17 protein-coding genes are annotated in these 16,174 nt (G+C 58.1%); 8 read left to right on the forward strand and 9 right to left on the reverse strand.

The annotated features are described in order from the left end of the window. The first annotated feature begins 229 nt into the window (after positions 1-229). From peaA to peaD, 4 genes are all read left to right on the forward strand, one after another. Complete coding sequence (gene peaA / locus CKW07_RS23590) at positions 230-1,810, forward strand: quinohemoprotein amine dehydrogenase subunit alpha (protein WP_095147283.1); 1,581 nt, start codon at positions 230-232, stop codon at positions 1,808-1,810. Positions 1,811-1,891: 81 nt separating this feature from the next. Further along, positions 1,892-3,322, forward strand: coding sequence for a quinohemoprotein amine dehydrogenase maturation protein (peaB, locus tag CKW07_RS23595; protein WP_095147284.1), 1,431 nt, complete (start codon positions 1,892-1,894; stop codon positions 3,320-3,322). 1 nt (position 3,323) lies between these two features. Continuing rightward, positions 3,324-3,647 (forward strand): quinohemoprotein amine dehydrogenase subunit gamma, encoded by a 324-nt coding sequence (qhpC, locus tag CKW07_RS23600; protein ID WP_095147285.1) that lies wholly within the window; start codon positions 3,324-3,326, stop codon positions 3,645-3,647. 22 nt (positions 3,648-3,669) lie between these two features. Continuing rightward, the gene (gene peaD / locus CKW07_RS23605; protein ID WP_095147286.1) at positions 3,670-4,788 is read left to right on the forward strand and encodes a quinohemoprotein amine dehydrogenase subunit beta; all 1,119 of its coding nucleotides are present in this window, start codon (positions 3,670-3,672) and stop codon (positions 4,786-4,788) included. 66 nt (positions 4,789-4,854) lie between these two features. On the opposite strand, the gene CKW07_RS23610 is transcribed toward peaD, so the two are convergent. Together CKW07_RS23610 and CKW07_RS23615 are read right to left on the reverse strand one after the other, a co-directional pair. After that, complete coding sequence (locus CKW07_RS23610) at positions 4,855-5,256, reverse strand: lysozyme inhibitor LprI family protein (RefSeq protein ID WP_095147287.1); 402 nt, start codon at positions 5,254-5,256, stop codon at positions 4,855-4,857. Between the two features lie 71 nt (positions 5,257-5,327). After that, a complete protein-coding gene (locus CKW07_RS23615) occupies positions 5,328-5,729 on the reverse strand; it encodes a GFA family protein (protein WP_141234477.1) in 402 nt (133 codons plus the stop codon). Between the two features lie 172 nt (positions 5,730-5,901). Here CKW07_RS23615 and CKW07_RS23620 point away from each other — a divergent pair, with 172 nt between their 5' ends. Then, positions 5,902-6,360 carry an SRPBCC family protein gene (locus CKW07_RS23620; protein WP_095147288.1) on the forward strand — a complete coding sequence of 153 codons (459 nt, stop codon included), beginning with the start codon at positions 5,902-5,904 and terminating at the stop codon, positions 6,358-6,360. A gap of 364 nt (positions 6,361-6,724) precedes the next feature. On the opposite strand, the gene CKW07_RS23625 is transcribed toward CKW07_RS23620, so the two are convergent. Then, entirely contained in the window at positions 6,725-6,934 is a 210-nt protein-coding gene (locus CKW07_RS23625) for a hypothetical protein (protein WP_256577105.1), read from the reverse strand. On the opposite strand from CKW07_RS23625, the gene CKW07_RS23630 reads away from it, so the two are divergent. Beyond that, positions 6,855-7,187 carry an antibiotic biosynthesis monooxygenase gene (locus tag CKW07_RS23630; protein WP_095147308.1) on the forward strand — a complete coding sequence of 111 codons (333 nt, stop codon included), beginning with the start codon at positions 6,855-6,857 and terminating at the stop codon, positions 7,185-7,187. The genes CKW07_RS23625 and CKW07_RS23630 overlap by 80 nt on opposite strands. Here CKW07_RS23630 and inhA read toward each other — a convergent pair. Next, entirely contained in the window at positions 7,184-7,876 is a 693-nt protein-coding gene (gene inhA, locus CKW07_RS23635) for an isonitrile hydratase (RefSeq protein WP_095147289.1), read from the reverse strand. The two genes, CKW07_RS23630 and inhA, sit on opposite strands and share 4 nt — an antisense overlap. Positions 7,877-7,985: 109 nt before the next feature. On the opposite strand from inhA, the gene CKW07_RS23640 reads away from it, so the two are divergent. After that, positions 7,986-8,972: a GlxA family transcriptional regulator gene (locus CKW07_RS23640; protein ID WP_095147290.1), complete on the forward strand. Its 987-nt coding sequence runs from the start codon at positions 7,986-7,988 to the stop codon at positions 8,970-8,972. Position 8,973: 1 nt separating this feature from the next. Here the strand turns inward: CKW07_RS23640 and CKW07_RS23645 are convergent, their stop codons facing one another. The 5 genes from CKW07_RS23645 to CKW07_RS23665 form a co-directional block, all read right to left on the reverse strand. Next, entirely contained in the window at positions 8,974-9,381 is a 408-nt protein-coding gene (locus tag CKW07_RS23645) for a hypothetical protein (RefSeq protein ID WP_095147291.1), read from the reverse strand. Between the two features lie 185 nt (positions 9,382-9,566). Further along, on the reverse strand, positions 9,567-10,130 hold the full coding sequence (locus tag CKW07_RS23650; RefSeq protein WP_095147292.1) for a hypothetical protein: 564 nt from the start codon (positions 10,128-10,130) through the stop codon (positions 9,567-9,569). A gap of 118 nt (positions 10,131-10,248) precedes the next feature. Continuing rightward, the gene (locus CKW07_RS23655) at positions 10,249-12,417 is read right to left on the reverse strand and encodes a colicin-like pore-forming protein (RefSeq protein WP_095147293.1); all 2,169 of its coding nucleotides are present in this window, start codon (positions 12,415-12,417) and stop codon (positions 10,249-10,251) included. A gap of 1,312 nt (positions 12,418-13,729) precedes the next feature. After that, positions 13,730-14,203, reverse strand: a complete 474-nt coding sequence (locus CKW07_RS23660; protein WP_095147294.1) for a cysteine hydrolase family protein — start codon at positions 14,201-14,203, stop codon at positions 13,730-13,732. Between the two features lie 54 nt (positions 14,204-14,257). After that, on the reverse strand, positions 14,258-14,860 hold the full coding sequence (locus CKW07_RS23665) for a TetR/AcrR family transcriptional regulator (RefSeq protein WP_095147295.1): 603 nt from the start codon (positions 14,858-14,860) through the stop codon (positions 14,258-14,260). A gap of 138 nt (positions 14,861-14,998) precedes the next feature. On the opposite strand from CKW07_RS23665, the gene CKW07_RS23670 reads away from it, so the two are divergent. Next, the gene (locus CKW07_RS23670) at positions 14,999-16,171 is read left to right on the forward strand and encodes an MFS transporter (protein ID WP_095147296.1); all 1,173 of its coding nucleotides are present in this window, start codon (positions 14,999-15,001) and stop codon (positions 16,169-16,171) included. Positions 16,172-16,174: the final 3 nt, after the last annotated feature.

Consider the following 16,174-nt stretch of genomic DNA (forward strand, 5'->3'; position numbering starts at 1 on the left):
GTGGAACAGTTGTCGCGAAATTAAACGCGGCAGGCAAGCGATTGTCCGGGGAGTGCGTACTGGAGCTCAATCAAGTCCTTGATAACAAACACAACTTATAAGCTGGCACGCTCCGTGTATTGCTGACCTCAGACGTTTCTCTTGCCTCCATGTCCGGCACAACCGGCCATGGCAGAAACCATAAAAACGACACACAACAATAAGAAAGCTCCGTGGAGGTCCGACCTTGATGAAGAGAACACTCCGAGCAGGCATGTCCAGCGGCCTGCTGGCGCTGGCCGTCTGTGCCGCCTTGCATTCTCCCCCCAGCCTTGCGGCGCGAGACGCCCAGACCATCCTCAAGGAAACCTGCCAGGGCTGTCATACCCCTGAAGCCGACAATGCCTTGAGCCGTATCAGTCACCAGCGTAAGACCCCCGAAGGCTGGCTGATGAGCATTGCCCGCATGCAGGTCATGCACGGCTTGCAGATCAGCGATGAAGACCGTCGTACGCTGGTCAAGTACCTCGCTGATACCCAGGGCCTGGCACCGAGTGAAACCGATGGCGTGCGCTATGCGCTGGAACGTCGGCTCAACACCGTCGAGCAGTTCGACGAGCAGACCAGCCAGATGTGCGGCCGCTGCCACTCCGGTGCGCGGGTCGCCCTGCAGCGTCGGCCGGCCCAGGAGTGGGAACGCCTGGTGAACTTCCACCTCGGCCAATGGCCGTCCCTGGAGTACCAGGCCCTGGCTCGCGACCGCGACTGGTTCGACATCGCCCGCAAGGAAATGGTGCCGCTGTTGGCCAAGCGCTACGCACTGGACAACCCCGCCTGGAAGAACTGGCAGAAAACCGCACCCAAGGCCGATGCCCTGGTGGGCGACTGGAGCTTCAGCGGCCACTTGCCAGGCAAGGGCGAACTGGCCGGCGTGATGAGCATCGGAGCTTCGGGTGATGACCAGTTCAAGGTCGCGGTCAAAGGCCAATACGCCGATGGCAGCCCGTTCAATGGCGACGGTAGCGCGATCCTCTACACCGGCTACGAATGGCGCGGCAACGTGACCATCGACGGAGTGGTCATGCGTCAGGTGTTCGCCGCCAAAGGCAGCGAACTGCAAGGCCGGATGTTCGAAGCCGAGCACGATGAGCGCGGCCTCGATTTCATCGCCGCCAAACAAGGTTCCAGTCGTTTGCTGGCGGTGCAGCCGGGCTACCTGAAGGCCGGCAGTGAAACCGAAGTGACCCTGATCGGCAGCGGTCTGCAAGGCAAACCTGATTTCGGCAAGGGCGTGGAAGTGGTCGACGTCATCGCGCAGAGCCCCGAGCAGATCAAGGTCAAACTCAAGGCCAGCGCCGACGCCAGGCCAGGCCTGCGCGCAGTCACCCTCGGTGCGCTGAAAGGTCCGACCCTGTCGGTCTACAACCAGATCGCCGAAGTCAAAGTCGTGCCTGAGTTCTCCGTGGGACGCATCGGCGACGGTGGCGGTTCGACACCGAAAGTCCAGGGCCGCTTCGACGCTGAGGCCTGGGGCAAAGGCGCTGATGGCAAGCCCTACCGCATTGGCGTGTTCCCGGCACAGTGGAAGGTCGAAGCCTTCGACGACCGCGCCAGGGAAGACGAAGACGTCAAGTTTGCCGGCACCATACAGGCCGACAGCGGCGTGTTCACCCCAGGCGATGCCGGGCCGAACCCGGCACGCAAGATGTCCACCAACAATGCCGGCAACCTCAAGGTGATCGCCGCCGTCGACGACGCAGGGAAGTCCCTGACCGGCGAAGGCCACCTGATCGTGACCGTGCAACGCTGGAACAATCCACCCATTCCATAAGTGCAATGAACGCAACGGCTTCAGACACTTTTCGGAATGACCGCAAGCCCCGCATAACGGGGCCTGCACAGGAGGTTTGCCATGGGCGCTATCTTGAATCTGGTCGAACGCAACCTGCACGAAGTGCAGGTGGATGCCGACCGCATGCTGTTTCACATTCCCAGCAGTTCGCTGTTTGCCAGCGACGAGCTGACCGGCACCATCATCGATACCTTGCGCGGTCCCGGCTGTACATCGCAGGACCTGATCCAGCGCCTGGCCACACGCTTCAACGGCGAGGAAATCAACGAAACCCTGCGTGAGCTGATCTCCCTGGAACTGGTCAGCGACGGCTCGCCGCTGACCCCGGACATCGGTACCAAACGGGTCGAGCGCACGGCGATCAACACCGTGGTACTCAACGTCAACACCGGCTGCAACCTGAGCTGCACCTATTGCTACAAGGAAGACCTCGACAAGCCGTCGGCCGGCAAGAAGATGGACGTCGACACCGCCATTGCCTCGGTGGAGATGCTGCTCAAGGAGTCCCCGGATGAAGAGCGTTTTACGGTCGTGTTTTTTGGTGGAGAGCCGCTGAGCAACCGCAAGCTGATCGAATACATGGTCGACTATTGTGAGAAGCGGTTTGCCGAGGCGGGCAAGTTCGTAGAGTTCGTCATGACCACCAACGCCACGCTGCTCACCGAGGAAACGGTGGACTACCTCAACGCCCACCGCTTCGGCTTGTCGGTGAGCATCGACGGGCCGAAAACCGTGCACGACCGCAACCGTATTACCGTGGGCGGGCAGGGCACCTATGACGTGGTACGGCGCAAGGCCCAGATGCTGCTGTCGCGCTACAACAGCCGCCCGGTGGGGGCACGGGTGACCCTGACCACCGGCGTCACCGACGTCGAAACCATCTGGGATCACCTGTTCAACGAATTGGGCTTTGCCGAAGTCGGCTTTGCCCCGGTGACCTCCGGCGACATCAGCAGCTTCAACCTCACCAGCGATGAACTGGTGCAAGTGTTCGCCAACATGAAAGCACTCGGTCGCCGTTACCTGGAGGCGGCGCTGGAGCACCGCAATATCGGGTTCTCCAACCTGCACCAGCTGATCACCGACATCCACGAAGGCCACAAGAAAGCCCTGCCATGCGGCGCCGGGCTGAAGATGCTGGCGGTGGACCACAAGGGCGAACTGAACCTGTGCCACCGCTTCACCGGCTCGTCATTGCCGACCTTCGGCAACGTCCACAGCGGGGTGAAGCAGGTCGAGTTGAACGACTTCCTGTCCCAGCGCCTGGACCGCAGCAACACCGGCTGCGAAGACTGCCAGATCCGCAACCTGTGTTCCGGCGGCTGCTACCACGAAAGCTACGCCCGCTATGGCGACCCGACCCACCCGACGTATCACTACTGCGAACTGATGCGTGACTGGGTCGACTTCGGCATCGAGGTCTACACCCGGATCATGGCCCATAACCCTGCGTTCATCAGCAGCTACATCACTCCGCGCAAGGCTCACTGATATGAAACATCTCAAGGCAATCAATAACAAAGCCCAGAAGCTCGAGCAGGCCGCGGCTGAAAACCGCATCGAAGAGGTGGTGGCGATGAGTTCAGTCGCCGGCTGCGCCTCGACCACCGACCCGGGTTGGGAGATCGACGCCTTTGGCGGTGTGTCGTCGCTGTGCCAGCCAATGGAGGCTGACCTCTATGGCTGTTCCGACCCGTGCTGGTGGCCGGCCCAGGTGCCGGACATGATGAGCACCTATCCGGACTGGAACAAGGACGCCCAGGCGTCCAACGACAACTGGCGCAACCTCGGCACCGTCTTTCCTAAAGACAATTAACCGGACAGAGAAGGATTCCAGCATGCTTCGCACCCAAGCCTGCGGCCTGGCCGCTTTCGCCGTCCTGAGCGCCTGTTCGCTCAGTGTCCTGGCCGATGAAAACCTGGCGCTCAACGCCGGTCACGAATACATGGTGACCACCAATTACCCGAACAACCTGCACCTGATCGACCTGAAAACCGACAGCCTGTACAAGACCTGCAAGCTGCCGGACGCGTTCGGCCCCGGGACCGTTCAGCTGTCGCCGGACCGCAAGACCGCCTACGTGCTGAACAATCACTACGCCGACGTCTACGGCATTGAACTGGACACCTGCAAGCAGGTATTCCACGCCAGCATCTCCCAGCAACCGGGGGAGAAGGCGCGCTCGATGTTCGCCTTTACCGTCAGCCACGACGGCAAGGAGCTGTACACCGTCGCCAATCCGACGCGGATGCTCAACGACCGTTATGAAGTGCAGGCGCCACGGCTGGATGTCTATGCCACCGACGCCGGCCTGAACGCCAAGCCTGTGCGCAGCTTCCCCGCACCGCGTCAGCTGACCATCATGCAGAGCGGTGATGATGGCACGCTGTACGTGGCCGGTGCGGACGTCTACAAGGTCGATGTGAAGACCGGCAAGTTCGACGTGCTGATCCCCAGTCGTCACTGGAAACGCCCTAACTACAGCGCGCCGGACGTGCTCTATGTGTGGAACCAGCAGACCTACCGCCATGACTTCTCGCTGCTCTACACCGCGGCGAAATTCCAGGACAAGAAACAGGATCCGGCCACGGCCGAGTACCTCTACGGGCTGTTCAGCATCGACCTGAAAACCGGCAAGACCGAGACCACCGATTTTGGTCCCCTGACGGAAATCTACTTCAGCGGCATGCGCTCGCCCAAGGACCCGAACCTGATGTTCGGCGTGCTCAACCGCCTGGCCAAGTACGACATCAAGCAGAAGAAGCTGATTCAGGCAGCGACCCTGGATCACTCCTACTACTGCATTTCCTTCAACAAGGACGGCAGCAAGATTTACCTGGCCGGGACTTTCAACGATGTGGCGATCTTTGATTCCGAGACCATGAAGCAGATCGGCACCATCAAGCTGCCGGGTGGCGACATGGCGATCACCACGGCGCAGGTGTTTGTCCGGTAACGGGACCGGCTAGCTCCCACAAGGAACAGGCTGGCCCGCGAAGAGGTGCTCACCGCCAGCCTGGTATCAAGCCCCGGGCACCGGGCAGCCGAGGTCGCCTTCCTGGCACTTGAGGTAGGTCTTGAGCACCGCCACCCGCGCCTTGGTCTGCTCGGCCAGGCAATTGCTGTGGATCAGCGGGTAGACACTGCCACCGGCCACCCCAGAGGCGGAGAACCCGCACTCGGCATCACGAAACGCAACCCAGGCGCGTTGTGCACCCACCAGCAGCTTTTTGCTTTCGGGGTTGTCCTTCAGGCGTTCATTGATCTGCTTGTAGAGGCTGTTGAGCTGCTTGTCGGCGCTCTGGTAGTCCTTGGCGGCGCACGCGTTCATCGTGCGCTGGTCGACGGCGTTGGCGCAGTCGTCAGCCTGGGCGCCGGAGGCCAGCAGCAGGGGGGCAAGGGTCAGTAAACACGGTAAGCGCATGGGAGGGCTCGCTTGAGGTCGGGACATTGAGTGGGGGTGATTGAAGAACACTCGTCAGGTCTGCGCAAGCTTCAGGCCGGCTGCCACTGCGCGCACTCAGGGATCCCTTGATACGCCAGCCATGGCACATCGTGAGCGGTCCAGATGTGCGCCTGTGGCGTCACGCCCGGATCATCATCCAGGGTGGCCACCCGCACAATCACATGGGGTTGGGCCGGGCGTTCGGCCATCAGCTGTGAGCCGCAGCGCGAGCAAAAGTGCCGCAGCTTGCCGGGGGATGACTCGAACGAAGTCAGCAGCTCCTGCCCCCTGACCCAGCGAAAATGCTCACGCATGACCCCGGCCGTCGAGGCGAACGCAGCCCCATGCGCCTTGCGGCAGGTGTGGCAATGGCAGTGACTGACGGGCATGTCGAGGCGGTCGAGTTCATAGGCGATGGCCTTGCACAGGCAACTGCCGTGGAGTGTGCTCATGGTGTCTTCCTTTACGCGGCTGACGAACGGTCGAAAGCCCACGTTAGCACCGATAACCGGGCGTTGCCCCACGCTGAACGATGATCGCCGGGGCGAGTCGTAAGTGTTGGATACATCGGCAGGATTGCCCGTTCGGTCGTCCGCGCCTAGTGTTCATCAAAGGAGGTGCCCTATGCACACATCAGATCGCATCGAAAGAAAGATCCTGCTCAGGGTTCCACGCTCGAAAGTCTGGCGGGCCCTGGCCAATGCCGAGTCCTTTGGCCAGTGGTTTGGCGTCGCACTGGGCGGCAAGCGTTTCGTGGCGGGCGAGCGTACCCAAGGGCAAATCACTTACCCGGGCTATGAGCATCTGGTCTGGGACGTGGAGGTGATGAGGGTCGAGCCGGAGCGGGTGCTTGCGTTTCGCTGGCATCCTTATGCCGTGGAGCCTGCGGTGGATTATTCCTCGGAACCCACCACCCTGGTGTTGTTCGAACTCGAAGACATGGACGGCGGCACGTTGCTGCGGGTCATTGAGTCAGGTTTCGACAACATCCCGGCAGAGCGTCGCCTCAAGGCGTTCCGCATGGATAGCCGTGGCTGGGATGAGCAAATGAACAACATCGAGACGTACCTTGCCACCCACTGATGCCCCCGCACGCGGCATTACCCGTTATCAATGGGGTCGCGTCTTCGCGACCCCGATACCCTCTTTCGGCGTGAACCCATCTTTTGCAATCGATCCGGTGTGTTTCCAGCGGCCAGCGGCGCTGGAGGACAGCTGGCGGCAAGTTTTTTCGCAATGTTTCTATAGCGAATGTCTTACACGCAATGCTAACTATGTCGTCTATTGCGCTTTGGATCCCAAGCGTATTCTTGCTCCATCAACTGAGCACAGGATGTACTCAGGGTCATGGATGATCGGCCATATGCAAGGAACGCAGCGACAGGATGTCGTCATGGTCTTGAAAACCCGCTTCGGCGGGTTTTTTTATGGGCGCGATAAAGCCGCTTCACACCTCGACCACCTCCCGCAGCATCTCCAGGGCCTGCTCGAGTGGTGCCATGCCGATCGAACCCATCGCGACGCGCAATGCGTGGGGGACATGTTCGGTAGTGGCGAAGGGTTCGGCGCTGGTCACCATCACGCCGCTCATCTGCAAATCCAGGCAACGGGACGAAGAATTCAAGCGCTTGAGCGCGCTGATTGACGAAGTTGCCATCAGCCTTCCGGGGTTTGTCGGCACCCAGTCCTGGTGTTCGGCCGATGGCGAACTGGTCAACGCCAGTGACTACTGGCAGGACGAAGCCTCGATCCGCGCCTTCGCCACTCACCCGCGCCACCTGGAGGCCAAGCGTCAATACCGCAAGTGGTACGCGGGCTATCAGGTGGTGATCTCCAGGGTGGAGCGGGCCTATGGCGATGGCACAGTCAGCTCATTCGTGGCCAATGACCGACACGCCAGTCACGCTTAGGCCAGGGCTTTGTCGAGCCTGGCCGCGGCGCGCTCGGTGATCTGCCGGCGTTGATGCAACGCATCGGCCACTCGCTGTTGGGCTTGTTCCAGTACACGCCCGGGCGCGGTGAGCGGGTCGCCCGAGCTGAAGGGGGGGGCTGGTGCGTATTCGAGTTGCAACTGCAGCAACTGCGCGACGTCGTCGCCATACAACTCGGCTGCCAGCGTCAGGGCAAAGTCGATGCCGGCCGTGATCCCGCCACCGGTCAGCAGATTGCCGTCGCGAACCACCCGGTCCTTCACTGCAATCGCCCCTAGCAGGCCCAACAAGTCGTGATACGCCCAGTGAGTGGTCGCTCGCTTGCCCTTGAGCAACCCGGCGGCGCCGAGTACCAGGGCCCCGGTGCATACCGAGGTGATGTAGCGCACCTTGGCGGCCTTGGCCTGAATGAACGCCAGGGTCTGCGGGTCTTCCATCAACGGGCCGACGCCGCTGCCACCTGGGATGCAAATCACATCCAGGTCCGGGCAGTCATCGAAGGTGGTGGTCGGCTTGAGGATCAGACCAGTACTGGCCGTCACGGGGATCAGGTCTTTCCAGATCAGATGCACCTTCACGTCCGGCAGCGACGCCAGTACATCGTAGGGACCGGTCAGGTCCAGTTGCTGCACGTTAGGGAACAACAGAAAACCAATCTGCAACGTCATGACGCTCTCTCCTGGGTCTGCACACACTCACCCTGCGTGGGTGGACGGTTTGACTGTAAGCCCGTAGGATTTGGCGTATGCGCCAATAAGCCCTCGAATCACGCCAATCATGTCGAACTCGCCGAAAACCATTCATGTGCTGGCCTTCGCCAATGTGCAATTGCTGGATGTCACCGGGCCGTTGCAGGTGTTTGCCACGGCCAATGACATCGCCGCCCAGCAAGGGTTGCCGCCACCTTATGCGCCGACGGTGATTGCCGCCGGGGGCGGGGCGGTGCGGTCTTCGGCGGGGTTGGCCATGCTCGCCGAACCCTTGCCGGAGCAACCCTCTGACACCCTGATCATCGCCGGTGGCTGGGGGATATACGCGGCGACGCAAGACAGCGGCCTGGTGCATTGGGTGCGCCAGCAGGCGGCGGTGTCGCGGCGCGTGGCGTCGGTGTGCACGGGGGCGTTTTTGCTGGCCGCCAGCGGCTGGCTCGACGGCCGTCGGGTGGTCACGCACTGGACGCGTTGCGAGCAACTGGCGCAGCAGTATCCGCGCCTGCGGGTCGAGCCCAATCCGATTTTCATCAACGACGGCCCGGTCTGGACCTCGGCCGGGGTCACGGCCGGCATCGACCTCTCGCTGGCGCTGGTGGAAGCGGACCTGGGGCGGACCATGGCGCTGGACGTGGCGCGGCAACTGGTGGTGTTCCTCAAGCGCCCGGGCGGTCAATCGCAGTTCAGCGTCACCCTGGACCTGCAGCGGCAAGGTAGTCGGTTTGACGAACTGCACGCCTGGATCGCCGAACACCTCACCCTGGACCTCGGCCTACCGGCGCTGGCGCTGCAAGCCGGCATGAGCGAACGCAGTTTCATCCGCCACTACCGCGCCGACACCGGCCAGACCCCGGCGCGGGCCATCGAGCAGATCCGCGTCGAAACCGCCCGCCGCCTGCTGAGCGATACGGTCGTGCCGATCAAGCGGATCGCAACGCAATGTGGCTTTGGCAGCGAAGAAACCCTGCGCCGCAGTTTCTTGCGGGCAATGGGCGTGACACCGCAGGCGTATCGGGAGCGGTTTTCGCGCGAGAGCGTGGGGGAGGAGGCCTGAGTCAGACGGCCTCTGGCTCCTGGGTTTCCATTTCCGCCATCTCATTGATGTACTTCGAGCGGTCCGGGGTAAACGTCACGACCATCAGGGTTCTGGAGCAGGTCAATGGGTGTTCCTGGGTCAGGTCGACATCCAGGGACTCGCCGCGCAGGCCCTGCCATTGGGCGAGGTATTTGAGGGAACCGTACTTTTCGCGCTTTTTCAGGCTGCGACTGACGCCACCTTTCCAGCCCAATACCGGAAGTTCACCGGCCAGGCAGCGCTGGGCCAGCTCGGGAAACCTGGCGGCGCGTTCGCGGCCGATTTCCCAGCATTTGATCAGGCCTTTGTCTTCGGCTTCCCAGAGTTGGTCCCGGGTCAGGCCGGTGCGCGGTGGTGTGTCGATGCTGCGATGGATGTATTGGCTCATTCGGGGTCCTTGAATTCGGGTTTTTGTTGCACAGCTCCGCTGTACCCGTTGAAGGATCGATCTTATGAGGGCAGTGACTGGCATGCAACCGCATATTTCTGGAGTGTAATGACCATTGGTACCAATGGTGGCAGGTTGTGTTGTTCAGTATTTGTAACACTATGGAACCAAGAGTTAGTAAATGCTTAGTGACGGTTGATTTTGTTTTTTAGGTAGTTATGAGGTATCAGGTAGAAGGCTGCGTAGTTGAGGAAGGCAAAAATGTAAAGATTCAGCATAAGTATTGAAGACATGAATGAAAAAAACACAATGTGTTGTCCGAATATTCTGAATTTCAGGTTGTGAGTGGCGAAATTGGTGAACGAAAAATAGCTCTGATAGATGAAAAACCAGTCAAGAAAAGGAAGGCTGACCACAACAAATAGGTACTTTCTTAATGAGAGATTTTGGAGGTTGATGGTGGGTGGTGGTGGTGCTTTTTGTATAAATGTCAATATCAGTAGAGTAAAGAAAGGGACTGCTAGGTTGATGTAGTTGCTGATGACTTTTGCCGTAAATGGGAAAAGAGAGGACCAGGCACCTACCTTGTCAAAAAGATGAAGGTCGATGATGTCTTCAAGTGCGGCGTAAGATGAGCTATTTGCATAGGGTGGAATGAAGGTTGCAAATATGAAGATCGGTAAAATACTGGTGGTGACAAGTATGAAAATTAATTTCGTGTGCTTTGATGCTGGATTGAAGGCTTTCATTTGAGTTCCTTTTTTAACAAGTAAGGCTTAGCCAGCCATTGAAGGCGGACTAAGCTGTGTGTTTCGTTATAAGCTATCGATGATAGAAGCTCTTGTGTTTTACAGTTGAGGTGGGTTGTTATTGGAGAGAGTCATAAATAATGTTGTTGATTTCGTCAACTTTTCCAGGGCTAAAATAGGCGGATGCAGCCGCCATTGAAATGGCCCCTGCTATGACGGCTGCGGATGTAGCAAGCCACGGCGCCATTAGCAAACTAAGGAGGGTCGCCATTATCGCTCCTGCAACTGGCCCTACAACAGTACCTGCAGCCGCACCCACTGCAATACTTTCAAGTTCAAGTAGAAACGGGTTCCAGTTGCCGGTTTTGAATCCGGCTATCGCTTTATTGGTGACGTTGTAGCCTTGAATCGATAGGCCCACCACACCAAAGGCTTTTCCTAGCCGTTTCACATTGTCGGAAAATGTTTTTGCATCCAGTGCTCTCAATGCACTTTCAATCGCCGCTGTATCTTTCTGGGTTAGTTTTAGTTTTGGATTGATTATGATTTTCTCGAATGTTTCAAGTGCTTGGTGATAGCTTCTGATTTTTTTGCCTGTAATATTTTTTTGTAGGTCTTGAGTGACAGTTCCGAGTTTGGTGCCGTATCGGGTGAGTATCTCTTTGTTCACCTCGCTTGCAAAATTCAGTGCACTGTTTAAATCCAGGGCTTCGGCGGTAGGGTCGAGTTGTGCCTTCACTGTGTACAACGCAGGTAGTCGAGCTTGCAGGTTTTTTATTTCATCCAATAGCACGTCATCTCTGTAAGCTGCGTTGATGGCTGATAGTTCTTCCTCGAAAGAAATGTCAGGAGAAAGGTTGTTGTCACGGGAGCGCTCAAGGAAATCTTTGAGGTTGGAGTGTTTGAAGTCAGTATATGGGTACTTGCTCAGAATTTCCTGGTAAGGTTGGGCTTCGACTCGTCGTTTTTCTATCATTCTGTTGTAGAAGGAAATAACCCCGTCGACAAACTCCATTGGAGTCGAAACCGGCTGAGCGATGGCGGCAGCGGCGTCAATTTCAGATTTTAATCTCTGTTCAATTGTGGACTTGTCAATGTTGTGTTGGTTAGTAATTGAGTTGCGTCGTGCATCATATTTAATGGACCAGTTACGTATTGCTGCCCAGGTTTCTTCTTCCGGTGATAGCGGTATTTGTGCCTGCTGTGCGGCAATCTCTTGCGCACGGACAAGCAACCTCCCCAAAGCGTCAGACGTTTCGGACAGGTGTTTGGCTGACTCTGTGTTCAGCAGTGACGCATGGTAGTCCGCCCATCGCTGCCCCAGTTGGCGGGTTGCCTGTAGCTTTACGAGGTTGTTCAAAGCCTCAAGTTCTGGCTTGCTGAGCGGCGACGTGATATTCGGGTTGGCTCTAGCATAGCCTCCTGCAGAAGCTTGTTTGCTTGCAATCATCGCATCCAGTACGGTTTTATGATGAGAGAGTGCCGGGACTGGAGAGATCCCTTGAATAGATTCTGTTGCGGCAGAAACTTCCTGCTGGAGAAAGGTCGGAAGCAGTTGGATGTGGATGTCTTTTTCCTGGTTGATCGTCGATAGTCTGTTGTTTAAGGAAGTCTTCCATGTGGCCTCGTTGCCCGCTGAAACAGCCTCCGTCTCGTTTCGTTTAATGGCCAGACTATCCAGTTGCCTGCTTAAGATTTTCATGCTCAAAGAGAGGATCTTGAGTTCCTGCGCAGAACCGTAGGTTTTGTCTAGGAATGCGAAGGCGTTTATCAGCGCGGAGCTATCATGTTTAAAGTCTTTTAGCGCGTCCGTAAATTTTTTGTATGTCAGTTCTCTCATAAGAAAGAAGGGGTTGTGCCCATACAAGGCATAGGCCTCTGGAATGAGATTTACATAGTTGTTGTGTTTTGTGCTGATCATGTCGAGTGTTACAGCTTGGTCTATGCTTGCGGCATCGCTTGAAGATAGTGGCTGCGCCCGCTTGGCTGCTTGTCTCGCGGCTTGTAATTGCTCCTCAACGACGTTTGAAAGTCCGTTTAAGCGTGCCTTAGTCTCGGCTTCAATAATTTTCTGGCTGGAGGCGTACTCTTCAGACAGTACCTTGCTTGCGGGTTCATTTCTTGTGTCATGTTTAGTTGATGCACCGCCTTCACCACGACGGGGCCTGTCTGAAGGACCCCATTCGCCGTTACTGTTAATGTATCCACCACCATGATTGTTGCCAATGGGTTGTTCATTGTATGGTGTGATGACGACAGGTGTTTTAATGGTCCATGTTTCGTTCATTGTTAACCTTCCTTGGGTGTGATTGGCGTTTTGCTTAAGCGTTTTGAATGCGTTGCTTTGAAAAGTTGAATTTAGAGATTTATTTATTTTGGTGTAAGGGTTTCGGTTTAAGTTCACTGTTCTGTGTGAGGTGCTATGTGCGCGTTAAGTCATCGGTGTGCGTCAGATGATCCGAACGTTGATATTTTTGTAAACAGAAAAGGCTAGCCCCGAGTTCTTCCTACGTGCAACCTGAAAACGCAGTCGGATCAATCCTTGTGAGCGAGGTTTGTGTAGGAACTAAGAGTAGGGCGCGGGGGATGAACGTGAGTTTGGCCAATGAGGTTGAGAGTGGCACACAGAACCGTGAGAGGATCCCAAAACCATTTGGCGGGATTCTGCTGGAGGATTGATAAGTTAGTATGCGACTGCTGTGCTTGAGCACTGCCGTGGTCAATGAATGCTGGAGCCTTTGATTGGTAATCTCGACGTCATTATCTATTCGCAAACGGTACATGACAGATACTCTGGTTTTGAGCGAAGACATCCGTTATTTAAAACATTTACGATGTATTCGGTGATGTCATGTCTCTCTTCGGCATCGTTGGCGTAGTCGTGTTGCCCTATCTGCTCAATTTCAAGCTCAGGATGCAGTGCCCCCTCACTGAATGTTTCAACAGTTGCCCTTTCGGTTCGTGCCCTATTGCATGTCGGGACGTGCGAGCAACGTTCTGTCACTCACGCTCGCGTTTTGATTGCCGTGATGCCAATCGGCAGGTGGTGTTTGCTCTCGATGGTATGCACAAACGTGCGGTTTGAGGCTGAACGTTGGTCGTTGACGCCTATCAAACGGTGGATGTTACAACGACCTGTTTTCATGTCCTTGGCGCGCACAGACTTACGCAACGGACAGCTGTATAGCAGTCACCACTTGTCGCATACGACGCGTTGAGCTGAACTGTGCCCGGGCTCAATACTGAAGTCTCAGCAGGCTTGTCAGTCTCGTAGAACCGGAGCGACTTATGCTCAGTAGTCGACAGACTTGCGTCATGTACAAGTCTACTGTTGCAGTTGCTGCACCAAGCAGCAGGCCACTTCAGTTCGTGGGCGAAGAAGGCGGTAGCTTTTTCAAGATGTCGTTATCCAGTCTGAACCACCGATTCTTTTGCTTCAATTGTCGGAAACGTTGCCGTTCGGACGTTAACGGCTTACCGATCCGGCGAGTCCCAGCTGCTCCGATTCTTACAGCTGAACTCCGGGCCGAACCGTCGAATCAAAAAGACTGTGATCCCGGCAGGCCTGTGAAATCGCTCTTAGTCGGTTACCCATTTTCCTATTGGAACGATGAAATTTCGGCGCTGCTCACCACATGCTTGAAGTGATGCCGCCACAAATCGGTACCCAGTTTGCCGGAGCGATCCAAGGATGAGCCCAGGGTCAGGTCGCTGATCAGCGTCGGTTGCAGACCGGCATCGAACAGGGCGAAGCCCGCCGCCAGGACGCAGGTATCGGTCTGGATGCCGCACACCAGCACTCGCTCCGGGGCCAGGTCTTTCAGGTAGGCAATGGTTTCAGGCGTGGGGGCGTAGCCGTGCTTGATGAAGATTTTGTCGGCGGCGACCAGGCTGTCGTCGTCCGGGGCCGGCGTCCAGCCGAGCTGGCGGGCGAAGGGGGTCCGGCTTTCGTCGTGACGTTCGACGGTGGCCACCGACGGCAAGCTTCCTAACAGATTGTTGATACCGCTGATCAGCCAGGCCGGCGGGCTGAACGAGGGTTGCACATCAATGATCAACAGCACCTGGCGCATGGGATTGCCTTGACGAGTCGGCTGGCTTGGCGGGGTAGTTTGCCTTGGCGCGGGTCACTTGCCCACGGGCGCATGGTTGCGCAACCCCCGCAACAACACCTCCAGCCCCTGTAACGCTTCGTGCAATCGCTCTGCCGGGGCTTCGTCGCGTGCGATCCACAGCGCCGCCTGTACCAGGCTGCCATTGATCAGGCGCGCCAGGGCCTCGGGTGGGGCGGGGGTGATGAAGTGATGTTCCATCAAGTGTTCAAGCAAACGCCTCAGGGTTGCTACACAGTCGAGTTGCAGGCTCAACGTCAGGTCCCCCAGCACGGCGGGGGCGTCCAGCAACAGGATGCGCTGGATCTCATGTTCCTGGGCCATGTACAAATAGGCCGTGCAACGCTGGCAGAACCCGCTCCATGGGTCGCCGGCACTGGCCGAGATGGCGTCGAGGCGGGCGTCCATTTCACTGTCGATCTGCGCGACCACCGCCGCCAGCAAGCCCTTTTTGTCGCCGAAATGGTGATACAGGGCACCGCGCGTCAGGCCGACCTGGGCGGTGAAGTCGTCCATTGAGGTATTGCCATAGCCTTGGGTGCCGAAGGCATGGCGGGCACTGGTGATCAGTTTGGCGCGGGTTTGCTCGATCATTTTGGCGCGTGGTTGCTGGTCCATGGTGTCCCTCGAAACGATCTTGCGGTTTGACATACGCGGCGTATGTTTGCATGATTTCAGACATACGTGTCGTATGTGATTTTAATGCACGGAGGCTTTATGGCAAGTTGCACCCCCCAAGGAGAGGCAAGACCCCCGATGGCAAACCCCTATTCGGTGTTATTCAAGGCCCCGGGCAGCCGGGCCTTTGTGCTGGCCGGGATGCTCGCGCGCATGCCGATCTCCATGACTGGCATCGGCCTGATCACCATGCTCGCGCAGTTACAGGGCGGTTACACGCTGGCCGGCTCGGTGGCGGCGACCTTCGCCCTGGCCACGGCGTTTTGCGCGCCGCAGGTGTCACGGATGGTCGACCGCTTCGGTCAGGGCCGGGTGCTGCCCGTCGCGGCGTTGGTCGGCGGCGGTGCATTGTTATTACTGTTGCTGTGCACCCGTCTGCAGGCCCCCCAGTGGACGCTGTTTGTGTTCGCCGCGCTGGCCGGTTGCATGCCGAGCATGTCGGCGATGGTGCGGGCGCGATGGACCGAGATCTATCGTGGTCAACCCGAGTTGCAAACCGCCTATGCGCTGGAGTCGGTGCTCGATGAGGTGTGCTTTATCGTCGGCCCGCCGCTGTCGGTGGGCTTGTGCGTGGTGGTCTTTCCCGAGGCCGGGCCGTTGGCGGCGTTGCTGGCGCTGGCCATCGGCGTGACGGCGTTCGTGCTGCAACGCAGCACCGAGCCAGCCATTCACCCCCATGATCGGGAGCAGCCAGGCTCGGCCATTGCTTCGCTGGAAGTGCGCTTGCTGATCCTGCTGATGATCGCCCTGGGTACCATCGTGGGGGTGATCGACGTGGTCAGCGTGGCCTTCGCTCAGCAGCAGGGGCAGCCGGCGGCGGCGAGTATCGTGCTTTCGGTGTACGCCATCGGTTCGTGCCTGGCCGGCCTGGCGTTCGGGGCGTTGAAATTCGACGTACCGCTGCCGCGCCTGTTTCTGTATGGCGGGGTGGCGACCGCGGTGACCACGCTGCCGTTGCTGCTGGCGAGCAATATCTTCGGGCTGGCGCTGGCGATGTTTGTTTCCGGACTGTTTTTTGCTCCGACGCTGATTGTGGCCATGGCCTTGGTGGAGCGCATCGTACCGCCGGCCAAACTCACCGAAGGCCTGACCTGGCTGGTCACCGGCCTGAGTATTGGCGTGGCCATCGGCGCGGCGGGTTCCGGCTGGCTGGTGGATGCCTTTGGCGCCCGCAGCGGTTTCTGGCTGGCGATTGCGGCCGGTGTCGTGGTGCTGGGTGCGGCGGTGCAGAGCTTTCGCCGACTGGCCTGAGCG

This window comes from Pseudomonas sp. Irchel s3b6, assembly GCF_900187415.1.
In the GTDB taxonomy this organism is placed as follows: domain Bacteria; phylum Pseudomonadota; class Gammaproteobacteria; order Pseudomonadales; family Pseudomonadaceae; genus Aquipseudomonas.